General features: G+C 73.5%; 15 protein-coding genes. 11 read left to right on the forward strand and 4 right to left on the reverse strand.

The annotated features are described in order from the left end of the window. Nucleotides 1–125: 125 nt before the first annotated feature. Nucleotides 126–1,946, forward strand: a complete 1,821-nt coding sequence (locus ACZ6ZR_RS02995; protein ID WP_465638750.1) for a glycoside hydrolase family 15 protein — start codon at nt 126–128, stop codon at nt 1,944–1,946. Nucleotides 1,947–1,977: 31 nt separating this feature from the next. On the opposite strand, the gene ACZ6ZR_RS03000 is transcribed toward ACZ6ZR_RS02995, so the two are convergent. Further along, nucleotides 1,978–3,894, reverse strand: a complete 1,917-nt coding sequence (locus tag ACZ6ZR_RS03000) for a glycoside hydrolase family 6 protein (RefSeq protein ID WP_465639187.1) — start codon at nt 3,892–3,894, stop codon at nt 1,978–1,980. 303 nt (nt 3,895–4,197) lie between these two features. Then, nucleotides 4,198–4,473 (reverse strand): hypothetical protein, encoded by a 276-nt coding sequence (locus tag ACZ6ZR_RS03005; RefSeq protein ID WP_465638752.1) that lies wholly within the window; start codon nt 4,471–4,473, stop codon nt 4,198–4,200. 639 nt (nt 4,474–5,112) lie between these two features. Between ACZ6ZR_RS03005 and ACZ6ZR_RS03010 the strand changes: the two genes are divergently transcribed. Together ACZ6ZR_RS03010 and ACZ6ZR_RS03015 are read left to right on the forward strand one after the other, a co-directional pair. After that, complete coding sequence (locus ACZ6ZR_RS03010) at nt 5,113–13,989, forward strand: polymorphic toxin-type HINT domain-containing protein (RefSeq protein WP_465638754.1); 8,877 nt, start codon at nt 5,113–5,115, stop codon at nt 13,987–13,989. Nucleotides 13,990–13,998: 9 nt separating this feature from the next. Next, complete coding sequence (locus ACZ6ZR_RS03015) at nt 13,999–14,457, forward strand: hypothetical protein (RefSeq protein WP_465638756.1); 459 nt, start codon at nt 13,999–14,001, stop codon at nt 14,455–14,457. A gap of 59 nt (nt 14,458–14,516) precedes the next feature. Here ACZ6ZR_RS03015 and ACZ6ZR_RS03020 read toward each other — a convergent pair whose 3' ends face one another. Continuing rightward, a complete protein-coding gene (locus ACZ6ZR_RS03020; RefSeq protein WP_465638758.1) occupies nt 14,517–15,095 on the reverse strand; it encodes an antibiotic biosynthesis monooxygenase in 579 nt (192 codons plus the stop codon). Nucleotides 15,096–15,582: 487 nt separating this feature from the next. Here ACZ6ZR_RS03020 and egtA point away from each other — a divergent pair, with 487 nt between their 5' ends. From egtA to ACZ6ZR_RS03060, 8 genes are all read left to right on the forward strand, one after another. Beyond that, nucleotides 15,583–16,947: an ergothioneine biosynthesis glutamate--cysteine ligase EgtA gene (gene egtA, locus ACZ6ZR_RS03025; RefSeq protein WP_465638760.1), complete on the forward strand. Its 1,365-nt coding sequence runs from the start codon at nt 15,583–15,585 to the stop codon at nt 16,945–16,947. Then, on the forward strand, nt 16,941–18,362 hold the full coding sequence (gene egtB, locus ACZ6ZR_RS03030) for an ergothioneine biosynthesis protein EgtB (RefSeq protein ID WP_465638762.1): 1,422 nt from the start codon (nt 16,941–16,943) through the stop codon (nt 18,360–18,362). The genes egtA and egtB overlap by 7 nt, the downstream gene beginning before the upstream one ends. Next, a complete protein-coding gene (gene egtC / locus ACZ6ZR_RS03035; RefSeq protein ID WP_465638763.1) occupies nt 18,362–19,111 on the forward strand; it encodes an ergothioneine biosynthesis protein EgtC in 750 nt (249 codons plus the stop codon). Before egtB ends, egtC begins: the two co-directional genes overlap by 1 nt. 55 nt (nt 19,112–19,166) lie before the next feature. Then, on the forward strand, nt 19,167–20,141 hold the full coding sequence (gene egtD, locus ACZ6ZR_RS03040; protein ID WP_465638765.1) for an L-histidine N(alpha)-methyltransferase: 975 nt from the start codon (nt 19,167–19,169) through the stop codon (nt 20,139–20,141). Between the two features lie 174 nt (nt 20,142–20,315). Further along, nucleotides 20,316–21,458 carry a nitric oxide synthase oxygenase gene (locus ACZ6ZR_RS03045; RefSeq protein ID WP_465638767.1) on the forward strand — a complete coding sequence of 381 codons (1,143 nt, stop codon included), beginning with the start codon at nt 20,316–20,318 and terminating at the stop codon, nt 21,456–21,458. A gap of 121 nt (nt 21,459–21,579) precedes the next feature. Beyond that, nucleotides 21,580–22,647, forward strand: coding sequence for an RNA ligase (ATP) (locus ACZ6ZR_RS03050; protein WP_465638769.1), 1,068 nt, complete (start codon nt 21,580–21,582; stop codon nt 22,645–22,647). A gap of 91 nt (nt 22,648–22,738) precedes the next feature. Then, nucleotides 22,739–23,065 (forward strand): DUF6191 domain-containing protein, encoded by a 327-nt coding sequence (locus tag ACZ6ZR_RS03055; protein WP_465638770.1) that lies wholly within the window; start codon nt 22,739–22,741, stop codon nt 23,063–23,065. A 41-nt stretch (nt 23,066–23,106) separates the two neighbouring features. Beyond that, nucleotides 23,107–24,264 (forward strand): phosphotransferase, encoded by a 1,158-nt coding sequence (locus ACZ6ZR_RS03060; RefSeq protein WP_465638772.1) that lies wholly within the window; start codon nt 23,107–23,109, stop codon nt 24,262–24,264. A gap of 1 nt (nt 24,265) precedes the next feature. On the opposite strand, the gene ACZ6ZR_RS03065 is transcribed toward ACZ6ZR_RS03060, so the two are convergent. Continuing rightward, a complete protein-coding gene (locus ACZ6ZR_RS03065) occupies nt 24,266–24,916 on the reverse strand; it encodes a TetR/AcrR family transcriptional regulator (RefSeq protein ID WP_465638774.1) in 651 nt (216 codons plus the stop codon). Nucleotides 24,917–25,018 lie beyond the last annotated feature (102 nt).

Consider the following 25,018-nt stretch of genomic DNA (forward strand, 5'->3'; position numbering starts at 1 on the left):
TTCCTATCATCGCTCCGCCGCCTGTCACCAGCGAAGCAGCAGAGACAGAAGTGAACAGTGGGGCGATTGGGCTCCCGCGCCGCCGCCTGGTCGGCCCCTCCGATCCGGCCCAGAATGGAAGCCTCATGGCCGGACGGATCGAGGACTACGCGCTCCTCGGAGACCTCCAGACCGCCGCCCTGGTGGGCCGGGACGGTGCGGTCGACTGGCTCTGCCTGCCCCGCTTCGACTCCCCCAGCTGCTTCGCCGGACTGCTCGGCACCGACCGGCACGGCGCCTGGCGGCTGGCCCCCGAGGGCGGCGGGCCGTGCACGGAGCGCCGGTACCTGCCGGAGACCCTGGTGCTGGAGTCGGTCTGGCGCACCCCCACCGGCGCGGTGCGGATCACCGACTTCATGCCCCAGCGCGACCGGCTGCCGCGGCTGGTGCGGCTGGTGGAGGGGCTGAGCGGGACCGTCCGGATGCGCGGGACGCTGCGGCTGCGGTTCAACCACGGACGGATCGAACCCTGGGTGCGCCGCACCGACCACCACCGGATCGCGGTGGCGGGCCCGGACGCGGCCTGGCTGCGGGTGCCGCCGGGGGTGCACACCTGGGGCGAGGACGGGGCCACCGTGTCCGAGTTCACCGTGCGGGCCGGCGAGCAGGTCCCGTTCGTGCTCACCTGGCAGCCCTCCCACCACACCACCACGCCCCGCACCGACCCGGCCGGGCTGCTCGCCTCCACCGTGCGGCGCTGGCAGGACTGGGCGGCGGGCTGCCGCTACCGGGGGCCGTACCGGGAGCAGGTGCTGCGCTCGCTGATCACCCTCAAGGCGCTCACCTACGACCCGACCGGCGGGATCGTGGCCGCGCCGACCGCCTCGCTGCCCGAGCACCCGGGCGGCGAGCGGAACTGGGACTACCGCTTCTGCTGGCTGCGCGACTCCAGCCTGACCCTGGCGGCGCTGCTGCGCGGGGGCTTCCGGGAGGAGGCGGCGGCCTGGCGCCAGTGGCTGCTGCGGGCCATCGCGGGCGACCCGGGCGACCTCCAGGCGGTGTACGGGGTGGCCGGGGAGCGGACCCTGCCGGAGACGCTGGCCGACTGGCTGCCCGGTTACCGGGGCTCGACCCCGGTCCGATTCGGCAACGCCGCCGTCCACCAGCTCCAACTCGACGTCTACGGCGAGGTGTTGGACACCCTGGAGCTCTCCTGGCAGGCGGGTGTGCCGATGGAGCGTCAGGTCTGGGGACTGCTCCGCTCACTGATGGCCTTCCTGGAGCTGCACTGGCGCGAGCCCGACGAGGGCCTATGGGAAGTCCGGGGCGGGAAACGGCAGTTCGTCCACTCCAAGATGATGGTCTGGGTGGCCGCCGACCGCGCCGTCCGGCTCGCCGAGGTCACCGGGCTGCCCGCTCCGCTGGAGCGCTGGCGGGCCCTGCGCGACGCGGTGCACGCCGAGGTCTGCGAGTACGGCTACGACCACCACCGCGGGGTCTTCGTCCAGGCCTACGGGGGGCGGGAGTTGGACGCCGCCACGCTGCTGCTCGCCAAGTACGGCTTCCTGCCGCCGACCGACCCGAGGGTGGTGCGGACGGTGGACGCGGTGCGCACCGAGCTGGACCACGGCGGCTTCGTCCGCCGCTACCGCACCACCCCGGACGGGGTGCCCGGCCCCGACGGGCTGGCCGGGCCGGAGGGCGCCTTCCTGGCCTGCTCGTTCTGGCTGGCCGACGCGTTGACCGCCACCGGGCGCCGTGAACAGGCCCGCGAGCTGTTCGAGCGGGTGCTCGCGCTGACCAACGACCTGGGCCTGCTGGCCGAGGAGTACGACCCCCGGACGGGGCACCAACTCGGCAACGCCCCACAGGCGTTCACCCATGTCGGGCTGGTGAACACCGCCTTCGCCCTGGACGGCGGCGAGGCGGCCGACCCCACCGCCGTGGGGTCGGCCGCCGTGCTGTGACGCCGTGCTGTGACGCCGGGTCAGCTGACGGTCAGCTGGCGGTGCAGCTCAGCGTCGGGGCCGCGTTGGCGCCCGAGTAGTTCGCGCCGAAGCCGAAGCCGGTGGAACCGCCCGCCCCGACCGTGCCGTTGTAGCCGGCGTTGACCACCGAGACGGAGCTGCCGCTCTGGGTCACGGTGCCGTTCCACAGGTTGCTGATCTGCTGGTTGCCGCCCCAGCTCCAGGTGACCTTCCAGCTGTTGGTGGGCGCGGTGCCGGTGTTGGTGACGGTGACGTCGGCGTTGAAGCCGGAGCCCCAGTCGTTGCTCACCTTGTAGGTCGCGGTGCACCCCGCGTTGCCACCGCCGCTGCCCGCCTGGGTGGTGACGGTCAGGGCCGCGGAGGCCGCCGACACGTTGCCGGCCGCGTCCCGGGCCTTGACGGTGTAGGCGTAGGCGGTGGAGGCCGTCAGCCCGCTGTCGGTGTACGAGGTGGTGGTGGAGGTGCCGACCTGCACACCGCCGCGGAAGATCTGGTACCCCGTCACCCCGGTGTTGTCCGTCGAGGCCGTCCAGCCGAGCGTGACGCTGCTGCTGGTGGCGGTGCCGGTCAGACCGGTGGGCGCGGTCGGGGCGGTGGTGTCACCGGGGTTGGTGGTGCCGACCGGCGGGTAGGCGTTGGCCAGCAGCTGGCGGAACTGGGCGGAGAACCACTCGCCCGCCAGCGGGGCGCCGCCGAGCGCGCCGGACATCTTGAAGTTGTTGCGCACGTTGCCGGTGTACGTCGGGTCGCACATCCGGTCGAAGCCCTTGCCCTGGTCGTTCGGGATCTCCTGGCTGTTGCCGTCCGACTCGCCCGGAGGCTTCACCCACACGTAGGAGTCGATACCCGCCTCGGGCGCGGCGGTCGGCCGCTCGCCGAGACCCGCACTGGCCTGGTTGCACCAGTTGCCCAGCTGGAAGCGGCGGTCGATCCGGCCACCGTCCACGTAGGCGTCACCGGTGGTCTTCGGGCCGGGGCCGGTCGGCCGGTCCGGGCCGCCCCAGCCGTTGCGGGAGGTGTCGATCAGCATGCCGACGTTCGCGTCGAAGCCGGCCTCGACCGCCTTCTGACGGAAGGCCTTGGCGTAGGAGAGCTCGTCGACGTACCGGTTCCAGTCCACCCACTTCGAGGTGCCCCGGATCGACTGGCCGTTCACGGTGTCGTCGATGGTGAAGTAGGGCTCCTTCAGCGCCGAGTAGTTGGCGGTGTTGACCACGAAGCCCTGCACGTTGGCGACGGTGGAGCCGGACGAGGTGGCGGCCTGGTAAAGGGTGTTGACGCTGGGGCCGAGGTTGGAGTCCCAGCCCAGCCAGCCGTGGTGGCCCGCGTCGATGTAGTTGTAGACGTTCGAGATCGCGCCGAGCTTGTTGAGCGCGTAGCCCACGCCCGTCACGTAGTTGCCGTTCGCCTTCATCACGTCACAGTTCGGGGTGGCGGTGGGGGTGCCGCCCGCGTTGGTGACGAGGTTGGGCAGGGAGTCGAGCTCGACCGTGGTGACGATCCGCAGACCCGCGTAAGCCGGGTCGGCCAGGATGGCGGCGATCGGGTCGATGTACTCGGTCTTGTAGCGGCCGATCTCGGTCGGGCCGAGCTCGCCGTTGGAGGAGAGCGCGGCGCAGTCGCGGCCGGGCAGGTCGTAGATCACGACCTGGAAGACGTACGGCTTGCCCGCGGCCTGCCGGACCGCCTCGTTGAGGTGGGCCCGCAGGCCCATCTTGGAGGAGCTGCCGTTGATCGCGGAGATGCGGTCCAGCCACAGGTAGGTGGGCTGGTTGGCCACCGCGGAACCGCCCGGCTCGGCGGCGGCGCGGGCCGACCACTCGGGGTTCACGTAGACCCCGGCACCGATGTACGGGTTGTCGACCTTGGTGGCGGCTTGCGCCGTGCCGGCCGCGCCGGCCACCGGGAGCAGGGAAGCCGCGCCCAGCGTGACGACCGCGGCGGCCGTCCGAAGGCGACGGAGGAGCTGTCCTGACACGTGCGGATCCTTTCGGGTGGGGGAGATCCGGGTGCGAGCAGCGTGCTGCCTTGCAGGTGAATGTGGGAGCGCTCCCACAATATGTCGAACCATTGGGCCGTGAGGGGTCCGGGTTCACGGCATATCAACCCACGGAGTTCCGGATGCGTCAAGGACCCGAGTCAGAGTTTGGTGGGAGCGCTCCCGGACTGATGCGAGGACAAGGGCCCGGGTCTCCCCGGGCCCTGACGGACGGTCAGCCCTGGTCGGCGGCTACTCGGCGGCGGCGCACTGGCCGAGGGCGGCCACCGACTGCTGCACGGTGCCGGGCAGGGTCGCCATGTCCGGTGCCTGGTTGGTCTTCGCGTTCTGCGCCAGCTTGCCGTAGACCTCGGCCAGCTGCTTGGCGGCGGCCTTGCCCTCGGGGTGCTTGATCTTCTCGGCGTCCTCGCCGAACTGCTTGGCGATGGCCTCCAGATCGGCGGTCGCCTTGGCCTTGTCGGCCATGTCGGCGGTGAGCTTCTGACCCGCCTCGGTGATGTGCTTCATGGTGTCCCGGCACGGGCCGCCGGCGCCGACACCGTTCCGCTCGGCGGAGCCCTGTCCGGCCGTGGTCGAATTGGCGCCCGCCGACGGCTTGGCCGCCTCGACGGCAGTGCCGGAACCGCCCGACGAACACGCTCCCGCACCGAATGCCACCGCCACGACGAATACCGCTGCGGCCAAGCCGCGGTGCGAAATCCGAGTGCCCATCTGCGTATTGCTCCCCCGTGCGTCCTGCCGTGATCCGCCTGCAGTCGACCACACTGCTGACAGGGTGTCAATGGATTCCGGGCATCGGCTGTCCCATGGTCATCAACGCTCTGAACTGGCGATAAGACCTGTTGCTGACGGGTAACACCATCCGGTAGCTTGCCGCTCGCTCCAAGATTCAACATCGGTGTCTTCGTCCGGGGGAAGGACGCCAACAGACGCGCCGGCGACCGTTCCTGACGGCCGCTCCGGTGTCGTTCCTTCGTGGGCCCACCTCCTTCGGGCGGAGCTCACGGAAGGCAGACTGTGTTCTCGCAACGCGCGAATGGAATACGGGGTGCTTCGCGTACGGTCGCCACGGCGGTCGTCCTCGCGATGGCATCCTCATTGGTCTCGACAGCGGTGGGGACGGCCTCGGCGGCCGTGCCGAGGGGGGTGAGGACGGAAGCCCCACCGGCCGGCTCGGAAGCCGAACTCGACGCCCGGATCAAGGTGATGGACGCGGCGGCGGACGACCGCCGGGCCCGCGCCATCCTGGCCCGCGCCATGCACGCGGGCGGCCCGGCGATGAAGGCCGGCGCCGGCACCATGCTGGCCTCCGAGGACCTCGGCCCGTGGCCGGGCTGGTCGCTGTACTACGGCTCGGTCACCTCGGACAACGTCGCCAATGCCAAGGGCGAGCGCTCCAGCGGCCGCACCCTCGGCGAGGGCATCGGGCAGGTCAGGCAGACCGCCCAGTCCGCGATGGCCTACGGGCAGCTGCACGTCGGCGTGCTGACCACGGACGGCAAGCTGTACGACAAGGTCCGCAACGCCAACGGCGACTGGCTGACCCCGATCCTGGTCAGCGACGACCCGCGGAACGTGGCGTTCAGCCAGGCCGCGCTGCCCAACGGCGAGCTGCACTTCACCGTCCTGTCCTCGGACGGCACCGTGCGCGACCACGTCTACAACCCGGGCGAGTACCCGGGCTGGTACATGGGCTACCAGGGCACCGACCGCACCGTGCGGTTCGACTCGCTGCCCGGCAAGGTCAAGGGCCTGGCCACGGCCGGTCTGCCCAACAACGACCTGCACCTCGAACTGCTCACCACCGACGGCAAGGTGTGGACCAACGTCCGCAAGTCCGGCGGTACCTGGAGCGGCGTCACCGCCGCCGACAGCGGGACCACGACCGCCGCCGTCTCGGCCGTGGCCACCGCCAACGGCGAAGTCCGGCTGGGTCTGCTCGGCACCGACAAGAAGGTCCGCGAGAAGGTCCGCAAGACGGACGGCACCTGGGCCGCCGCCACCACCGTGGACGCCACCGGCAACGCCGCCGCCATCGCCGCCACGGCCGTGCCGAACGCGCTGCCGCACCTGGCGGTGCTCACCACCACCGGCACCGTCAACGACTTCGCGCTCCAGGCCGCCAACACCTGGACCAAGACGGCGCTCACCGCCCCGAAGGCGACCGCGCTCTCGCTGGGCGCGCTGACCACCGGCGAACTCCAGCTGGACGTCACCGGCGCCGACGGCCTGGCCTGGCACACCGGCCGTGCGGCCAACGGCAGTTGGTCCGCCCCGGTGATGGTGGACGGGACGCAGGGCCGGGTCGCCGACGTGGCGGTCACCGGTGCTCCCAACAACGACGTCCACGTCCTCACCCTGGGCACCGACGGCCTGGTCTGGCTGCGCACCCACCGCGCGGACAGCACCTGGTGGGCCACCAACGTCACGGCCGCCACGGTGGCCGACGGCTCCAAGCTGGCCAAGGCGGTCACCGCCGCCACCGCCCCCAACGGCGACCTGCACCTGGTGACGCTGGGCACGGACAACCTCGTCCGTTCCTCCGTCCGCGGCGCCAACGGGAGTTGGTCGGCCGCCACGGTGATCGACGGCAGCGGGCAGGCCCGCGCGGTGGCCGCCACCGCCGCCGCCAACGGCGAGGTCCACGCGGCCGTGCTCCGGGCCGACGGCACGGTGCAGGACCTGACCCGCGCCACCGCCGGCAGCTGGAGCGCCGCCACCGTCGTCACCCCGCACGCCAAGGGCGTCGCGGCGGCGGCCACGCCGAACGGCGAGCTGACCGTCGGCGTGCTCACCGACGACAACAAGGTCTCCGCCACCACCCGTGGCACCAACGGCAGTTGGAGCACCCCCGCGGTCGTCCGGGACTACCCCAGCCGGCAGATCGCCGCCACCGGCGGCGCGGACAACCGGGTGCACCTGGTCGCCCTCGACACCGACGGCGCCGCCATGGACAGCGTCCGGGGCGCCGACGGCAAGTGGACCAACGACGGTGCCTCCTACGGCATGATCGACCGGAACACCACCAGCGTCCAGGCCGCCGCCCTGCCCAACGGTGACCTGCACGTCAACCAGTTCACCGCCAACCGCTCGGTCGGCGCCGGCACCCAGGACGAGTCCCGGGCCAAGGCCGACGACGACGCCCGCGGCTCGCGCGACCTGGGCCTGGAGCAGTTCGTCTCCCCGTACGCGACCGCCTCGGGGACGAAGCTGCCGCAGTACGACACCGACGTCACCAACTTCATGTCCTCCAGCGGCGTCACCGCGCGCAACGCGCTCGCGCTGCAGTACCTGCCCGCCCCGGCCCGGTCCACCGACCCGGCCGCGCTGGCCAAGGTGGACCAGGTCGTCCAGGAGCTGATCGCCGAGAACGGCGGCCAGGACACCTTCGGCATCTTCACCTTCCTCGGCACCAGCGCCAAGGAGGGATCGGCCGACGACGTCCGCCGGTTCATCCAGTACCACGGCATGCCGATGACCGCCCCGGTCAAGGGCACGCCGGAGTTCCGGATCGAGGTCGAGGCGCTCAAGGCCCGCTGGGCCGGCGGCGACGTCTCCAACCCGGTGGACTGGAAGAAGGTCCTGGTCGAGGTCGAGGAGACCGCCTGGGCCGAGTGGAAGACCGAGCTGGCCGGGCAGACCCAGCCGCGCTCGGACGTGCTCAAGGCCGAGGTCGACGCCCTGACGGCGCTTCAGAGCGGCTCCGAGGCGCTGCACCAGGCGCTCGGCTACGGCTGGTCGGCCGGCGAGATCCTCAAGTGGCAGGCCAACCCGACCAAGCGGCAGCCGAACGCGCCCCCGCGCACGGACGCCCAGGCCACCGCCGACCTCGCCACCATCAAGACCCTGGTGACCGCGCAGGCCGCCGTGGCCCGCAAGGCCGCCAACGACGCCAAGCTGGCCGCCGACAAGGTCCCGGCCGCCCTGGCCGCCGGTGACAAGATCGCCGACGACAACGGGCTGCCGCGCGGCCGCGGGATGGCCTACGCCATCCAGTCCGCCCAGGTCACCAAGGCCTCGGCGGCCGCCGCGCTGGCCACCGCCAACGCGCTGGACGTCGCAGTCCAGGCCGTGAACGGCACCGCCGCCACCAGCGCCACCCTGCTCGCCAACGCCCAGGCCCAGGCCGCGGCCGCCCGCGCGCAGTTCCAGCGCCAGTCCGCCGAGGACAGCGCCGCCCGCGCCGCCGCGCTGGCCGACACCGCCAAGGCCAAGGCCGACGCGGCCGCCGCCGCGGCGGCCAACGTGGCCACCGCCAAGGCCCAGGCCCAGCAGGCCCAGGCCGACGCCACCGCCGCGCTGGAGCGGGCGAAGACCGCCGCCGCCAACGCGGAGACGGAGCGTCAGAACGCCGCCAAGGCCAAGGCCGAGGCGGAGAAGCAGCGCGGCAACGCCAGGACCGCGCTGAACGACACGCTCGACAAGTTCAAGGCCGCCGACGACAAGCGCAAGCAGGCGCACGGCTCCAACGCCGACTCGGTGAAGCGGGCCCAGGCGGCCAAGGAGGCGGAGGCCCAGGCCGCCGCCGCCCGCCGTTCCGCCGCCGACGCGCAGCGCCGCAAGGACGTGGCCGCCGCCAACGCGCAGGCGCTGGCAGCCGCCGCGGTCGCCGCCGAGGGCACCTCCTCGGCCGCCGAGGCCAAGGCCGCCGCACAGGCCGCCGCGACCGCCGCACAGCAGGCCGGAGCCGAGGCCGACCAGGCCAACGTCAAGGCCACGGACACCACTTCGGCCTCGACCGCCGCCCGTGAGGCGGCCACCACGGCCGCCGCCGCCGCGGCCCGGGCCACCACCTGGGCGGCCGACGCCCAGGCGAACGCCCTGCTGGCGTACTCCACCGCGATGACCGCCGAGGCCGCCGCGGCCTACGCGGTCGACAACGCGGAGACCGCCGCCAAGAAGGCCACCGAGGCCGCGAGCGCGTCCGAGCAGGCCGCGCAGGAGTCCCTCAAGGCCAACACCGCCGCGGTGGCCGCCAAGAAGGACGTGGACTCGGCCGTCACGGCGGCCGGCAACGCGGCCGGTCAGGCGTACGCGGCCGGCCAGGCCGCCGCGCTGGCCCGGGCCGCCGCCGCCACGGTGACCGCCCCGGCGAACACCGCCATCGAGCTCGGCACCCCGTTCGCCACGACCGACTCCTCGGCCGGGCTCGCGGTGCTGGCCTCACAGGGTGCCAAGACCCTGGCCGAGCAGCAGACCGCCGTCTCGGACGCCAACGCCGCGTACTCCGCGAAGCTGGCCGCCGATGCCAAGGCCGCTGCCGAACGGGCCAGTGGCGACAGCAAGTTGGCGGCCGAGGCGGCAGCGAGGGCGGCGACCTCCGCCGCCGATGCCGCCAAGTACGCCGACGCCGCGCAGAAGTCGGCGGCCAACGCGGCCACCGACTCCGAGGCGGCCAAGGCAGCGGCGGCCAAGACCGCCGAGCTGGACGCGGCGGCCCGGGCCCAGGCCCAGGCGGCGGCGAAGTCGGCCCAGGACGCCCTGACCGACTCCCAGGCCGCCGACGCGGCCGCCAGTGCGGCGGAGCAGGACGCGACCGTGGCGGCGCAGGCCGCCAAGGACGCGGACGCCACCGCCAAGAACGCCCGCACCACGGCCGACCAGGCCAAGCAGAACGCCGACGCGGCCGAGAAGTCGGCCGCCACCGCGAAGGCCGACGCGGCCAAGGCCGAGGAGGCCGCCAAGGCCGCCGAGGAGCAGCTGCGCCGGGACGAGGCGGCGCTGGCCGCGCAGATCAAGGCCGCCCAGGAGGCCGCCAAGCAGCGGCACGACCTGGACGCCCGGCTGAAGGCGCTGGACACCCAGGCGAAGGTCCGGGTCGGCCGGTCCAACCTGTCCTACCTGTTCCAGGTCGGCGGCGTCGCCTCCAAGACGCTGGCTGTCTCCCGGCTCGCCGGGCCGGGCTCGGCGCAGCCGGAGCTCTTCTTCGACCAGGACGTCTGGAACGCCTGGCAGAAGGACGTCGACTCGGCGAGCGACCTGATGAACGGGATGAGCACCCGTCAGGACGAGCGCGAGGACACCGTCTGGAAGTACTTCACCTCGGACTTCGCCGACAGCGAGCCCGAGTACGACACCGCGGTGACCAAGGCGCTGAGCCCGGGCCAGGTCTACTCCCGGATCGGCGGCGGCCTCAGCTGGGGCTGGCCGGTCAACGTCCCGCAGGCCACGCCCGAGGCGAAGGCCCGGGTCGGCGAGATCATCCGGCAGAAGCAGGCCGAGGGCGGCGACCCGTACGGCCTGTGGGGTCTGATGCTGTACTCCCCGCAGATGCAGGGGTCGGCGGACGACGTCCGGCGCTTCATCGAGTACAAGGGCTTCCCCACCGTCTCCCCGGTCAAGGGCACGCCGGAGTTCCGGCGCGAGGTGGAGAGCCTGAAGACCCGCTGGTCCAGCGGTGACCCGACCAACCCCCAGGACCCGTACGTGGTGCTGGTGGAGGTCCTGGAGACCGCCTCGGCCGAGTGGGAGGCGGAGTACGCCACCCAGTCGCAGCAGCGCACCGAGATCGCCAACGCCGAGATCAAGGCGCTGACCGCGCTGCAGTCCAGCGCGGTGGCGATGCACGACGCGCTCGGCAACGCGTGGGTCGCCAAGAACCTGATGGAGGCTCAGGCCGACCCGCACAGCACGTGGAACACCACGATCAAGCACTGGCCCGAGTGGTTCAACGGCGACAACTTCTCCTCCGACGGCAAGCCGATCTCGGTGGACGCGGACCTGGCGAAGCTGAAGCAGCGGGTGGACGGCCTCTCGGCCACCGCCGACCAGAACGCGGTCAACGCCAAGTCGGCCGACACCACGGCGAGTTCGGCCTCGGCGGCGGCGCAGGCCATCGCCACCGCGAACGGCATGCCGATCGACCGCGGCCTGTCCTACGCCAAGCAGTCGGCGCAGGTCACCAAGTCCGCCGCGGCGGCCTCCCAGGCCACCGCGCTGGCCCTGAAGACCGCGGTGGCGGCGACCAACGCGACGCTGCACGACAGCGCCGCCCTGCTGGCCAACGCCAGTGCCCAGGCGCACGCCGCCCGGGCCGCCTTCCTGCGCGAGACCGCGCAGGACAGCGCCCAGAAGGCGGAGGCCGACGCGGTCGCCGCCGAGGGCAAGGCGCGGGCCGCCGCCGACGCGGCGGCGATCGTGGCCCAGGACAAGGCCAGGATCGTCCCGCTGGAGGCCAGCTCCAAGGCCGAGGCCGCCAAGGCCAAGGACGCGGCGGCCACCGCCGAGCGGGAGCGGCAGAACGCCGCCGCCGCCCGGCAGACGGCGGACGCGGAGCGGGCCAAGGCCGCGACCGCCACGGCGGACGCGCAGCGTCAGGCCGAGGCAGCGGCGGCCGAGGAGTCCCGGGCCAAGGGCGACGCCCAGACCGCCGACCAGGCGGAGGCCCGGGCCAAGCAGGCCGAGACCGACGCGGCGGGCGCCCGTACCCGGGCGGAGACCGCGCGCAAGGACATGGACAAGGCACGGGCCGTCTCCGCGGCGGCCGACGCCGACTACGCCGCCAAGCGCGGCACCGATGCGGCGGCAGCGGCCGAGGCCGCGGCCAAGGACGCCCGCACCGCGGCCAACGCCGCGGCCCGGGCGGCGGCCCAGGCCGAGATGGATGCCGACACGGCCTCCACCGCGGCGGTGAACGCCCGCGAGGCGGCCACCAACAGCACTGCGGCAGCGGGCAAGTCGAACGCTGCCGCCGGTGTGGCCCGCGCGGCGGCGAGCCGCACCAGCGCCAACGCGTCCGAGGGCCACGCCCTCGCCGCCGAGGCCATCATGCAGGCCGGCATCGCGAAGGAGAACTCCGACGCGGCCACCGCGCTGGCCAAGTCCTCCGCACAGCACGCGGCTGACGCCAAGTCAGCCGCAGCGGGCGCGAAGAAGGAGGCCGACGCGGCCGCCTCGGACAGCGCCACCGCCTCCGGCCAGGCGCACGCCGCCTCGCAGCAGGCGGAGATCGCCCGGGACACGGCGGCGGCGGTCAACGCCCCGGCGGACCAGGCGATCCAGCTGGGCATCGCCTTCGCGGCGACCAACGCCACGGCCGGTCTGTCGGTCGTGGTCGCGGACACCGCGAAGACCCTGGCGGAGCAGTCCGTCGCGGTCGCCGAGCTGCGCGCGGCCGAGGCCGAGGCGTACGCGAAGGCGGCGCAGGACGCGGCCGACCGTGCGGCCGGGGACGCCAAGTTGGCGGCCCAGGCGGCGGCCGACGCGGCCAAGTCGGCGGCCAAGGCCTCCAAGGCGGCGGCCGCGGCGCTCAAGTCGGCCAACCAGGCGGCGGCCGACTCCAAGGAGGTCCAGGCCGTCTCGCAGCGGCTGGACGAGCTCAACGCGCAGGCCCAGGCCGACTCCTGGAAGGCCGACGAGTCCGCTCGCCAGGCCGACCAGGAGGCCGCCGCAGCCCGTGCGTCGGCGGACGCCAGCGAGCTCGACGCCGCCAAGGCCCGTACCTCGGCCACCCAGGCGAGGCAGTCCGCGAACAACGCGGACCAGTACGCCACCAGCGCCGAGGCCTCGGCCGAGAACGCCAAGACCTCGGCGGCCAACGCACGTTCGGACGCCCAGCGGGCGCAGGACATCGCGGACGCCACCGAGCAGATGGAGCAGTCGCCGCCGCCGGCCAACGCCCCGGCGTTCGACAACGAGTTCCCCGGACTGCACATCGAACCCGTCGTGACGGGTGAGGGGCAGGCCACCGGCCAGTGCGGGTTCAACCCGGACAACTGGCTGCACTGCAGGCTGCCGGCCGACATCCACCTCACCGGCAAGGCGCTGGCCTTCCTGGTCACGTGCGACAACCCGAACGCGACCGCGGCCGCCTGCATCGCGACCGGCAAGTACAAGAAGGACTACATCGACTCCTACCCGGTGGACCTGACGGTCCACCAGGTGATCGACGTCGACATGGTCGAGGTGAACAAGGCCTTCTGGGGTGGCCTCGCCTACAGCCTGGTGAGCGACTTCATCGGCTGCGCCAAGCACCTGTCGGTCTTCAACACGGACTGCCAGTGGGCGGCCGCCAGTCTGCTCCTGCCCGCGGCCCTCAAGGTCGCGGTCCGGGGTGCCCTGGCGGTCCGGATGGCCATCATCCTCGGTGACATGGCGGGCCTGGAGGCGGGGGTCAACTTCCTCGGCCAGGTCGTCCGGACCGCGGCGATGGACATCCGCACGGCGAACAAGCTGCGCCTCGCGGCGCTGACCTCCTGGATCCGGAAGTTCCCGGAGAAGGCGATCGCCTGCATCCGGCCGCTGCACAGCTTCCCGGCCGGGACGGCGGTGCTGATGGCGGACGGCAGCGTCAAGCAGATCCAGAACGTCGAGGTCGGCGACGCGGTGCGCAGCGCCGCGGGCGGCGGCGCGGCCGAGTCGCACCTGGTGACCCGGACGTTCGTCACCTACCACGACGTGGAGTTCACCGAGCTGACGGTCTCCACGCCGGACGGCGCACGGCAGGTCACCAGCACGCAGAACCACCCGTACTACGACCAGAGCCGCTCGGAGTTCGTCAACGCCTCCGAGCTCAGGACCGGGGAGCGGCTGCAGTCCGAGGGCGGCGCACCGGTGACGGTGCTCGCGGTCCGCAACTACACCGACTCGATGGTCACCTACGACCTGACCGTGGCCGACCTGCACACGTACTTCGTGCTCGCCGGCGCCACCCCGGTCCTGGTGCACAACGACGAGAACCCGAACTGCGGCCTGGACCTGGCGAAGCTGCTCATCGACGACAACCACATCGTCAACGGCCACACCCCGGAGGGCATCTACGCGGATGACATCTCCAAGACGGAGTGGCTCAAGGGCACCACGCCGGAGTCCCGGGCCGAGAAGATCCGGGAGGTGATGGCCAAGGGCGACGAGGTCCTCGACACCCAGAACCGCAACGGCGAGGTGTGGGAGTTCAAGTTCGACAAGCCGATCGGGAAGACTCGGGCCAACAACCCGAAGGACGCGGAGGACCTGTACGTGCTGCGCGTCTACATCGATCCGGACACCCTGCAGGTCCGGAACGCCTTCCCGGTCAAGCGATAGGGGGACTCCGTGATCACCATGGCCTTCAGCCGGACCGGCCGGTACGCCGGGCACGGCCGGGAGCACGACCCCGCCGTGGATCTCGCCACGGTCAGGCAGGGCGATCTGCGCTGGTACTGCTTCCTCGGCGTGGCGACCCTCCGGATCGACGGTGCCGACTTCTCCCCGCCGTGGGAGTGGACGCCCGTTCTCGATCTGCTGTGGTCCCTGAAGGGCGTGGTCCTGGCACTGGAGCGGGGTGAGCGCAGCACGGTCGGCTTCACCGAGAACGCGGAGCTGATCGAGTTCACCCCGCAGCCGGACGGGGCGGTCCGGGTGACCGCCACGTACGCACCGGACGAGGCGCTCTGCCCGGCCGGCGCGCTCAAGGACGCCTGGCTGGACTTCAGGCAGACCGTCCTGACCGGCCTAGGGACGGAGTACCCGCCGCTGGCGGGCAACCCCGCGCTGGCCGATCTGGCGCTCTGAGGGAGCGGAAGGGGCCGTCGGTTCGACCGACGGCCCCTTTCGCATTCCCCGACGCTCCGTCAGGCCGGGAAGATCCAGTGCCGCAGGGCCTTGGTGACCAGCGGGATGGCGATGTAGACCATCAGGAGGCAGATCACCGGGGCCAGCAGTACGGTGCGGGCCAGCACCGGCACCGAGGTGAGGTGGGGCACCAGGAAGAGGTTGACCACCGAGGTGATCGGGGCGATGGCCAGGGTGGAGACGATCCACATCTTCCAGCGGCGCGGCCCCGGCTTGGGGCCGGCCGGGGCGGGGGACGCGGTGGCCGCGAACCAGCCGTCCACGCCGCGGAGCTCCTGGCGGCCGACCATCCGGTGGTAGCCGTCCTCGCTCCCCTTGGCGAGCAGGGCGACCCGGATCGGGGACTCCTGCCAGCTGCGGAAGGCGGCGGCGTCCTGGAAGTGCAGCAGCAGCCGCCAGGGCCCGTCCGGCTCGGTGGGCGGCAGCAGGCCGGTGCCGGTGCTGCCGGGGTGGGTGCCGGCCGCCTCCAGGATGCCGCGGGCCCAGACCTTGAACTCCTCCTCGTGTCCGGCGTCGACCTGTTCGGTGATGTACAACGTGATCTGGTCGGAGCTCTCCTGCCGCGCCGTGGTGCTCACTGCTCCGGTCCTCCCCCGGCCCCTTCGGACCGCCTCGTGCCCGCTCGCCCCCGTCGGCCGTCGGATCGGCCGCGAACCTTCCCAGCATGGACCCCCGACGCCCCGGGCGGGACCAGGAGACTGATGGTCCGTCAGCTCTCGGTCAAGTCCGCGTACGGAGTCCGCTCCCGGAGTCCTCGGGGTCCGTCTCCCCCGGGTGGGCCGGGCCGCCGCCGGGCCCGTGGTTCTCCGGCTGGCCGGATCCGCTCGGGCGCTGGCGTGTTCGTTCCGCTGTGGCCGGTAGTGCCATGGTCAAAGTGACAATGAACGACACGGGGTGTCGAATCCACGGCATGAACGGACGTTCCGTAGCAGACTGAGCAGGAGCTCCACGCCCGGGCGGCGTGGGCGCCGCGCCGTCGGCCCGCCGCCCGTGGCCCGGCCGTTCCGGCCGGAGCCCGCCCGGGCACTCGCCCGGTGCGGCACGACCCAAGGAGACGTGATCCCGGTGACCCCGCTACGCCCCGGCCTGACCGCCGTCCAGTCGGCGCCCGAGCAGCAGGCCGTCGAGAGCCCGATACCGCTCAGCGAGTCCGCCGCGCTGAGCCATCTGAGCGGCGTCTGTTTCAAGATCGGACCTCCCCGGCTGGTCGGTGTGGAGTCCGAGTGGTTCGTCCACGACACCCTCTCCCCCGCCGCTCCGGTGGCCCCCTCCAGAATCGCGGAGGCGCTCGGCGCCCTCCCGGTCCACCAGGGGCCGGACGGTCCGCTCCTCCCCTCCGGCAGCGTCCTCACCCGTGAGCCGGGCGGGCAGGTCGAGCTCAGCTCCCCGCCCGCCGCCACCCCCGAGGCCTGCGCCGAACTCCTGCTGGCCGACCAGGCCGCCCTCCGCACCACCCTCGCCGCCCACGGACTGCGGCTGACCGGCAGCGGCACCGACCCGCTGGGGCGCGAGCGCCTGATGGGCCTGGACCACCCCCGCTACCTGGCCATGGAGCACCACTTCGAACGGGCCAATCCGTGGGGCCGGGTGATGATGACCGGCACCGCCTCCGCGCAGGTCTGCGTGGACGCCGGCACCGAGGACGGGCCGCTCTCGCACCCCGCCCGCTGGCAGCTGCTCCACCTGCTCGGCCCGGTCCTGGTCGCGGCGTTCGCCAACTCCCCCCTGCTGGACGGCCGTCCGACCGGCCACCGGTCGACCCGTCAGCTGGTCTGGTCCCGGATGGACCCGACCCGCACCCTGGCCCCCGTGCTCGACGGCGACCCGCGCGAGCGCTGGGCCGAGTACGTGCTGGACGCCGAGGTGCTCTGCATCCGCCGCCCGGACGGCCTGCCGTGGACCGCCCCGCCCGGCCTCACCTTCCGCGGCTGGCTCCGCGGCGGAGGCGAGCGCCCGGCCACCCTGGCCGACCTGGAGTACCACCGCACCACGCTCTTCCCGCCGGTCCGCCCGCGCGGCCACCTGGAGCTGCGGATGATCGACGCCCAGCCCGGCGAGGGCTGGCAGGTGCCGCTCGCCCTGGTCTCCGCGCTGCTGGACGACCCGGCCGCCGCCGACGGCGCCCTCGAGGCATTGGAGCCGCTGGGCACCCCGTCCTACCGCGACCGGCACCCGCCGCGCACCGAACTCTGGCACCGCGCCGCCGCGCTGGCGGTGGCCGACCCTCAGCTGCGGCGGGCCGCGCTGGCCTGCTTCGCGCTGGCCGACCAGGCGCTGGCCCGGCGCGGCGCCCCCGCCGCCCGGCTGCGCACCGCGCTGGCCGACTTCGCCGAGCGCTACCCCGCCCGCGGCCGGTGCCCCGCCGACGACCAACTCGACGCCGTGCGCTCCGGCGCGCTCCCGCTCGCCCTGGAGGCCGCAGCATGCTGAACGAAGCCACTGACCGTGCCTCGGACCGGACGCCGGAGCGGACACTGGTGCCGACCCCGGACAACACTCCGGCCCACACCTCGGCCCCCACCCTGGACCAGGCCCGCGAGGGCGGCGCCGAGGCGCTGCGCGAGCGGATCGCCGCCGAGCTGCTCGGCGCCCGCGAGCGCACCGCCGGCCTGACCGCGCTGGAGGACCACGACCTGACGGCCCAGCACTCCCCGCTGATGTCGCCGCTGGTCTGGGACCTGGCGCACATCGGCAACCAGGAGGAGCTCTGGCTGCTGCGCAACGTCGGCGGCCGGGACCCGATGCACCCCGAGATCGACCCGCTCTACGACGCCTTCGAGCACCCCCGCGCGGAGCGGCCCAAGCTGCCGCTGCTGCCGCCCGCCGAGGCCCGCGCCTACGCCCACGCCGTCCGCGGCCGGGCGCTCGACCTGCTGGCGGCCACCCCGCTGGACGGCCCCTCCCCGCTGCTGCGGGACGGCTTCGCCTTCGGCATGATCGTCCAGCACGAGCAGCAGCACGACGAGACCATGCTGATCACCCATCAGCTCCGCCGGGGCCCGGCCGTGCTCACCGCCCCCGAGCCGCCGGACACCCGGACCGGCCCGCTCCCGGCCGAAGTCCTCATCCCCGCGGGCCCGTTCACCATGGGCACCGACACCGAGCCCTGGGCGCTGGACAACGAACGCCCGGCCCACCGGGTCGAGTTGGCCGCCTACCACCTGGACACCACGCCGGTCACCAACGGCGCCTACCAGCGGTTCATCGCCGACGGCGGCTACGACGACCCGCGCTGGTGGACCGAGGCGGGCTGGGCGCACCGGCAGCAGGCCGGGCTGACCGCCCCGCTGTTCTGGCGCCGCGAGGACGGCCAGTGGCTGCGCCGCCGCTTCGGCGTCACCGAGCCGGTGCCGGCCGACGAGCCGGTGCTGCACGTCAGTTGGTACGAGGCGGACGCCTACGCCCGCTGGGCCGGCCGGCGGCTGCCGACCGAGGCGGAGTGGGAGAAGGCGGCCCGCTTCGACCCGGCCACCGGCCGCTCCCGCCGCTACCCCTGGGGCGACCAGGACCCGACCCGGGAGCTGGCCAACCTGGGCCAGCACCACCTGCGGCCGGCCCCGGCCGGCAGCTACCCAGCGGGCCAGTCCCCTTACGGGGTACGGCAGTTGATGGGCGACGTGTGGGAGTGGACCTCCAGCGACTTCCGGCCGTACCCGGGCTTCCGGGCCTGGCCGTACGAGGAGTACTCGGAGGTCTTCTTCGGCCCGGAGCACAAGGTGCTGCGCGGTGGCTGTTTCGCGGCCGCGCCGGTGGCCAGCCGGGGCACCTTCCGGAACTGGGACTACCCGATCCGGCGGCAGATCTTCTCCGGCTTCCGCACCGCGCGGGACGCGGAGCAGGGCTGATGTGCCGCCAGCTGGCCTATCTGGGGCCGCCGGTGGCGCTCCGGGAACTGGTGGTGGACCCGCCGTCGGGGCTGTACCACCAGTCCTGGGCGCCGCGGCTCCAGCAGCACGGGACCATGAACGTGGACGGCTTCGGCATCGGCTGGTACGCCGAGGGTGACCAGGTGCCGGCCCGCTACCGGCGGCCGGGGCCGATCTGGGCCGACGAGGGCTTCGCCGACCTGGCCCGGGTGGTCAGGTCGGGGGCGGTGCTCGGCGCCGTCCGCTCGGCCACCCACGGCTGCGCGGCCGGGGAGCACGCGGCGGCGCCGTTCGCCGCCGGGCCCTGGCTGTTCGCCCACAACGGGGTGCTGCCCGGCTGGCCGGAGCAGCTCGGCGCACTGGCGGCGCTGCTGCCCCCGGCCGAGCTGCTGGCGCTCACCGCGCGCACCGACTCGGCCCTGGTCTGGGCCCTGGCGCTGAACCGGCTCCGGGCCGGGGCCGCGCCGGGCGAGGCGCTCGCGGACACCGTCCGGGAGGTGGCGAAGCACACCGAGGCCCGCCTCAACCTGCTGCTCACCGACGGCCGTTCGATCGCCGCCACCGCCTGGGGCGACGACCTGTACCACCGCTCGGGGCCCGGCTCGGTGCTGGTCGCCTCCGAGCCCGGCGACGACTCACCGGGGTGGCAGCGGGTGCCGGACCGATCCCTGCTGCTGGCCACCGCCACGGACGGCGTGACCGTCCTCCCCCTCGACCGCCTCAACTGACCCACCCACGAACCGACTTGCCGCACGTACGAACGCCGCACGAAGGAGTACAGCCGTGAAGACCCACCAGCTGACCCGCCTGCTCGCCGCCGACCATTTCAACCACGCGCTACGCCATGACGTGCGCCACGGTCTGACGGCCAGTCCGAAGACACTGCCGCCGAAGTGGTTCTACGACGCGCGCGGCAGCGAGCTGTTCGAGGACATCACCCGGCTGCCCGAGTACTACCCGACCCGGGCCGAGCGGGAGATCCTGGCCGACCGGTCCTCCGAGATCGCGCTCGTCACCGGGGCCCGCACCCTGGTCGAACTCGGTTCGGGCGCCTCGGAGAAGACCAGGCTGCTGCTGGACGCGCTGCGCGAGCTGGGCACCCTGCGGACGTACGTGCCGGTGGACGTCAGCGAGAGCGCGCTCACCGCGGCGGCCGAGTCGCTGACCGTGGACTACCCGGAGCTCACCACCCACGCGGTGGTCTCCGACTTCACCGAGCAGCTCGGCCTGCCGCCCGGCGGCGGCCCCCGGCTGGTGGTCTTCCTCGGCGGCACGCTGGGCAACTTCCTGCCGGCCGAGCGGACGGTCTTCCTGGCCCGGCTGCGGGAGGCGATGGCGCCGGGCGACGCGCTGCTGCTCGGCACCGACCTGGTGAAGGACCGCGAGGTGCTGGTCCGCGCCTACGACGACGCGGCCGGGGTGACGGCGGCCTTCAACAAGAACGTGCTGCGGGTGGTCAACCGGGAGCTCGACGCCGACTTCGACCCGAGCCTGTTCGAGCACGTGGCGCTCTGGGACGAGCAGGAGGAGTGGATCGAGATGCGGCTGCGCTCGCGGATCGCGCAGACCGTGAAGATCGGCGAGCTCGGGCTGGCGGTGGACTTCGAGCGCGGCGAGGAGCTGCGCACCGAGGTGTCGGCGAAGTTCCGCCGCGAGGGCATCACGGCCGAACTGGCGGCGGCCGGCCTGGAGCTCTCGCAGTGGTGGACCGACCGGGCCGGGCGGTTCGGGCTCTCGCTCTCGTTCCCGCAGGGCTGACGTCCCCTGGGGCGCGCGCGCACTTTAGCGGGTCATCACACCGGCCGGGCGGGATTGCCACACTCCGTCCGGCCGGTCCGGCACCTGGGCTTCCATGGCCGTGGGAGGTAGGTGTCCTTGATCTTCAGTCGGCTTCGTACCCGCAGGCCCGTCGTCGCCACGACCGTCGCCGCCATGGCCCCCGGATGTCCGTACTCCGGTGGCGCGGTGGTGGCGGAGCCCGTTCCGTCGCCACCCGCGGCGGACTCGCTCGCCGGGCGGGCGGTGGACTTCGTCCGGCAGTTCCACCGGGAGCTGCCCGGGGGCGGCGACCCGGCGCCGAGGGTCCGTCAGGTGCTCGCCGAGATCGAGCGGACCGGCACGTACGAGCACACCGCCGAGGAGCTGGCCTTCGGGGCCCGGCTGGCCTGGCGGAACGCGGCCCGCTGCATCGGGCGGCTCTACTGGCGCAGCCTGGTGGTGCGCGACCGGCGGCAGGTGGACTCCCCCGAGGAGCTGGCCGCCGAGTGCTTCGAGCACCTGCGGGCGGCCACCAACGGCGGCCGGATCCGCCCGGTGATCACCGTCTTCGCCCCGGACCGGCCGGGCCGCCCGGGGCCGCAGATCGTCAACCAGCAGCTGGTCCGCTACGCCGGGCACACCACCCGGGAGGGCGCCGTGGTCGGCGACCCGGCCGGGGCCGGGCTGGCCGCACTGGCCCGGGAGGCGGGCTGGAAGGGCGGCGAGGAGCGGTTCGAGGTGCTGCCGCTGATGGTCCGGCGCCGCCCCGGCGAGGAGCCGCACTGGTACGAGGTGCCCGAGGACGCGGTGCTGGAGGTGGAGCTGAGCCACCCCGAGCACACCTGGTTCACCGAGCTGGGGCTGCGCTGGTACGCCGTCCCGGCGATCAGCGACATGACCCTGGAGATCGGCGGCATCCACTACCCGGCGGCGCCGTTCAACGGCTGGTACATGGGGACCGAGATCGGTGCCCGCAACCTGGCCGACGCCGACCGCTACCACCAACTCCCTGAGGTGGCACGGCGCTTGGGCCTGGACACCTCCTCGGAGCGGACCCTCTGGCGGGACCGCGCGCTGGTGGAGCTGAACGTCGCGGTGCTGCACTCCTTCCAGGAGGCGGGCGTCACCATCGCCGACCACCACACCGAGTCGGAGCGCTTCCTGAAGCACATCGCCCAGGAGGAGCGGCTGGGAAGGCAGACCCCGGCGGACTGGAGCTGGATCGTCCCCCCGGTCTCCGGCGGGCTGACCCCGGTGTACCACCGCTACTACGACCCGGTGGACCCGGACCTGCGGCCGGCCTTCCTGCCCCGCTGACGGCCCGGCTGACGGCTCGGCTGACGGCCCGCTGACGCCCCGTCGGCAGAAAACCCTTCGCGCCGGGCGGGCCGCCCCCGTCAGAGTGGGCGGCGTCCACACCAACGGGGGAGGTACCGACATGTCGACATTGCGAGTGACGGTCGAACGGCTGACCGTCCTGACCCATCCGAACGCCGACGCGCTGGAGCTGGCCCAGGTCGGCCTCTACCGCGCCGTCGTGGCCAAGGGCGCGTACCGGACCGGCGAACTGGCCGTCTACATCCCGGAGCAGGCCGTGCTGCCCGCCGCCCTGATCGAGGAGCTCGGCCTGACCGGGCGGCTCGCCGGGAGCGGCCACGACCGGGTCAAGGCCGTCCGGCTGCGCGGCGAGCTCTCCCAGGGCATCGTCTGCCGCCCCGCCGCGGTCTCCGAGGCCGAGCTGGTGGCGGCCGAGGCCGAGGGGGCGGACCTGTCCGAGCTGCTGGGCATCACCAAGTGGGTGCCGCCGATCCCGGTCGGCATGAGCGGCGAGGTGGAGTCCGCCCCGGAGCTGCTGCCCTGGGTGGACATCGAGAACCTCAAGCGCTTCCCGGACGTCTTCGAGCCGGGCGAGCCGGTGGTGGTCACCGAGAAGCTGCACGGCACCTGCTGCCTGCTCACCCTGCACGCCGCCACCGGCACCGTCCAGGTCTCCTCCAAGGGCATCGGCGCCCAGGGGCTGGCGCTCAAGGAGGACGGCGCCAACCTCTACTGGCGCACCGTCAGGGCGCACGGCGTCCCCGAGGTGGCCGCCCGGCTGGCCGAGCGGCTCGGGGCCACCCGGGTCGGCGTCTTCGGTGAGGTGTTCGGCACGGGCGTGCAGGACCTCGGCTACGGCGAGTCCGGCCGCACCGAGCTTCCCGGGTACGCCGTCTTCGCCCTCTCGGCCGAGATCGACGGACAGCTGCGCTGGCTGGACCCGGCCGAACTCCTGGAGAAGGAGCTGCCGTTGGTGCCCGAGCTGTGGCGCGGGCCGTTCGACGCCGGGACGGTGCTGGAGCTGGCGGAGGGCCGGGAGACCGTCTCCGGGCGGGGGCTCCACATCCGCGAGGGCGTGGTGGTCCGGCCGGTGGTCGAGCGCTACAGCCCGGTGACCGGCGGGCGGGCGATCGCCAAGGTGGTCAGCGGCGCCTACCTGACCCGCAAGGGCGGCACCGAGTACGAGTGACCGTCCGCCGGGAACCCGCAGGCCAGGCGGGGAGTTGGTGCGGTGGGGACAGGGCGGCAAGCGCCCTGCCGGGGGCGGGGGTTGGCCGGTCATGTCGTTGTTCTTCTGGGTGTCACTTCCCGGGCTCTCGGTGGTGTTGATCGCCTTCGTCATGACGGAGACCGTGCTCCGTCGGTTCTCGGACTTCAGCTTCATGCCCGAGCGGCTGCGTCGGCGGCGAAAGGACCGCTCGTTGTCGAACGTGGCGTTCGACGTGTTCACCGCCGGCGTGAACGGGAACAAGGCGCACGAACTCGACGAGCGCGCCTCGTCGCTGATGCTGCGGGACGAGGAGAGCGACGGCGCACCGCCCCGCTCGACCGTCGACCTCCGCGCCGGCACGGCGGTCATCGTCGTCCCGAAGGAGCACGCTCCGTAAAGCACTTGCCCCGGTGACCGGCCACGGCCAGACTTCCGCGCGTGACAGAGCGCGGCGTGACGGTGTTGGTGACGTACCAGGGCGAGGTCCTCGGGCAGGCGGGGCCGTTCCCGGTGGCCCACCCCCGCTGGCAGCAGACCGGCGAGGTGGCCGAGGCCGCCGAGCGGCTGCTCGGCGTGCCGGTGCTGGTGCTGCGGCTGCTCGCGCACGGCGGCACCGGTGGGGTCGGAGGCGAAGTCGCCTACCACGTCGAGGCCTTGGCGCGTCCGGCCGCCGGGCTGGAGCCCACCGCCCTCACCGTCGGCGAGGACCCGCTGCGCGCGCGCTGGGCCACCCCGGCGGGGCTGCGGGCCGCGCTCGACTGGGCGGCCGAGCGGGCCGGGGCGACCGGGCCGGCCGTCCAGGTGAAGAGCTGGAACCTCTCCGGGCTCTACCGGCTGCCGGTCGGCGGCGGTTCGGCCTGGTTGAAGACCACTCCCCCGTTCGCGGTGGACGAGGCCCTGGTGATCCGTCATCTCGCCTCGGTGGCACCGGAGTCGGTCCCCGCGGTGCTGGCCGCCGAGCCGGGCCGGCTGCTGCTCGGGGACGCCCCGGGCGTGGACTGCTGGGGCCTGCCGGAGGACGGCATGCTGGCGGCGGTGCCCGGGCTGGTCGCGGCCCAGGCGGCCCTGGCGGGCAAGGTCGGCGACCTGCCGGACCGCACCCCGCGCACCCTGGTGCCCGCCTTCGCCGGCCTACTGCCCCGGCTCACCGGCCTCAGCTCCGAGGAGCGCGCCGCCGCCGACCTGCTGCTGGCCGAACTCCCGTCACTGATCGCCGAGTTGGCCGCCTGCGGGCTGCCCGAGACGCTGGTGCACGGTGACTTCCACCCGGGCAACTGGCGTTTCGACGGCGAGCGCACCACCCTGCTCGACTTCTCCGACAGCTACCTCGGCCACCCCGCGGTGGACGGGCTGCGCCCGCGCGACTTCCTCTCCGAGGAGCGCTGGGAGACGGTCCGCCGCCTCTGGACCGAGGCCTGGACGGCGCACGCCCCGGGCTCCGAGCCGGCCCGCGCCCTGGAGCTGGCCCGACCGCTGGTGCACCTCGGCTACGCCGTCCGCTACCAGGAGTTCCTGGACGGCATCGAGGCCACCGAGCGGGTCTACCACGCCGGCGACCCGGAGTCCGAAGTCCGGGCGGCGCTCGCCGCCCGCTGACTCAACTTCCCTCGACGGTACGGGCGTAGCGCAGCTCCAGGCCGTCGAGCAGCGCCTCCAGCCCGGTCTCGAACGCGCCCTCGTCGATCCGGCGGCGGTGCTCGGCCAGCTTGTGCGCCTCGCCGAGGTGGGGGTACTCCTCGCCGTAGAGGGCGGCGTCCTCCGGGAAGCCGCCGGCGAAGGAGCCGAGCGCCGAACCGGTGATGAAGTACCGCATCAGCGCGCCGATCCGGGTGGCCTGGCCGCGCGGCCACCCGGCCTCGACCAGACAGCCGAAGACGGCGTCGGCCAGCCGCAGCGCGTTCGGCCGCCGCCCCGGCCCCTGGGCCAGCACCGGCACCACGTTGGGGTGGGCGGCGAGCGCCGCGCGGTAGGAGCGGGCCCAGTCGCGCAGCGCCGTGCGCCAGTCGGCGGGCCCGCCGCCGGACGGGTGGAACATCGACAGGTCGACTTCGCCCATCACGCCGTCCACCACCGCGTCGAGCAGCTCGTCCTTGGTGGCGAAGTGGTTGTAGAGCGACGGGCCGCTGACCGAGAGCTCGGTGGCGAGGCGCCGGGTGGAGAGCGCGGCCAGCCCCTCGGCGTCGACCAGGGCGAGCGCGGCCGCGACGATCCGCTCGCGGCTGAGCAGAGGGGTGCGCGGGCGGGCCATGGCTGCTTCCTCCGGTCGGGTGGCGGTGGCTCCAGTCTTCCAGGCGGGGTCTTCCCACCCTTGCGGGGCCGGGCTACAGTCGATTAAAACTTGCACCGCTAG

The sequence above is a fragment of the Kitasatospora sp. NPDC088742 genome (assembly GCF_055584905.1).

What these genes read in the sequence shown, in the direction of transcription:
- ACZ6ZR_RS02995 (WP_465638750.1), top strand. Translation starts at nt 126, where the DNA reads ATGGCCGGACGGATCGAGGACTACGCGCTCCTCGGAGACCTCCAGACC.
- ACZ6ZR_RS03005 (WP_465638752.1), bottom strand. Translation starts at nt 4,473, where the DNA reads ATGAAGCACATCACCGAGGCGGGTCAGAAGCTCACCGCCGACATGGCC.
- egtB (WP_465638762.1), top strand. Translation starts at nt 16,941, where the DNA reads ATGCTGAACGAAGCCACTGACCGTGCCTCGGACCGGACGCCGGAGCGG.
- egtC (WP_465638763.1), top strand. Translation starts at nt 18,362, where the DNA reads ATGTGCCGCCAGCTGGCCTATCTGGGGCCGCCGGTGGCGCTCCGGGAA.
- ACZ6ZR_RS03045 (WP_465638767.1), top strand. Translation starts at nt 20,316, where the DNA reads ATGGCCCCCGGATGTCCGTACTCCGGTGGCGCGGTGGTGGCGGAGCCC.
- ACZ6ZR_RS03050 (WP_465638769.1), top strand. Translation starts at nt 21,580, where the DNA reads ATGTCGACATTGCGAGTGACGGTCGAACGGCTGACCGTCCTGACCCAT.
- ACZ6ZR_RS03055 (WP_465638770.1), top strand. Translation starts at nt 22,739, where the DNA reads ATGTCGTTGTTCTTCTGGGTGTCACTTCCCGGGCTCTCGGTGGTGTTG.
- ACZ6ZR_RS03065 (WP_465638774.1), bottom strand. Translation starts at nt 24,916, where the DNA reads ATGGCCCGCCCGCGCACCCCTCTGCTCAGCCGCGAGCGGATCGTCGCG.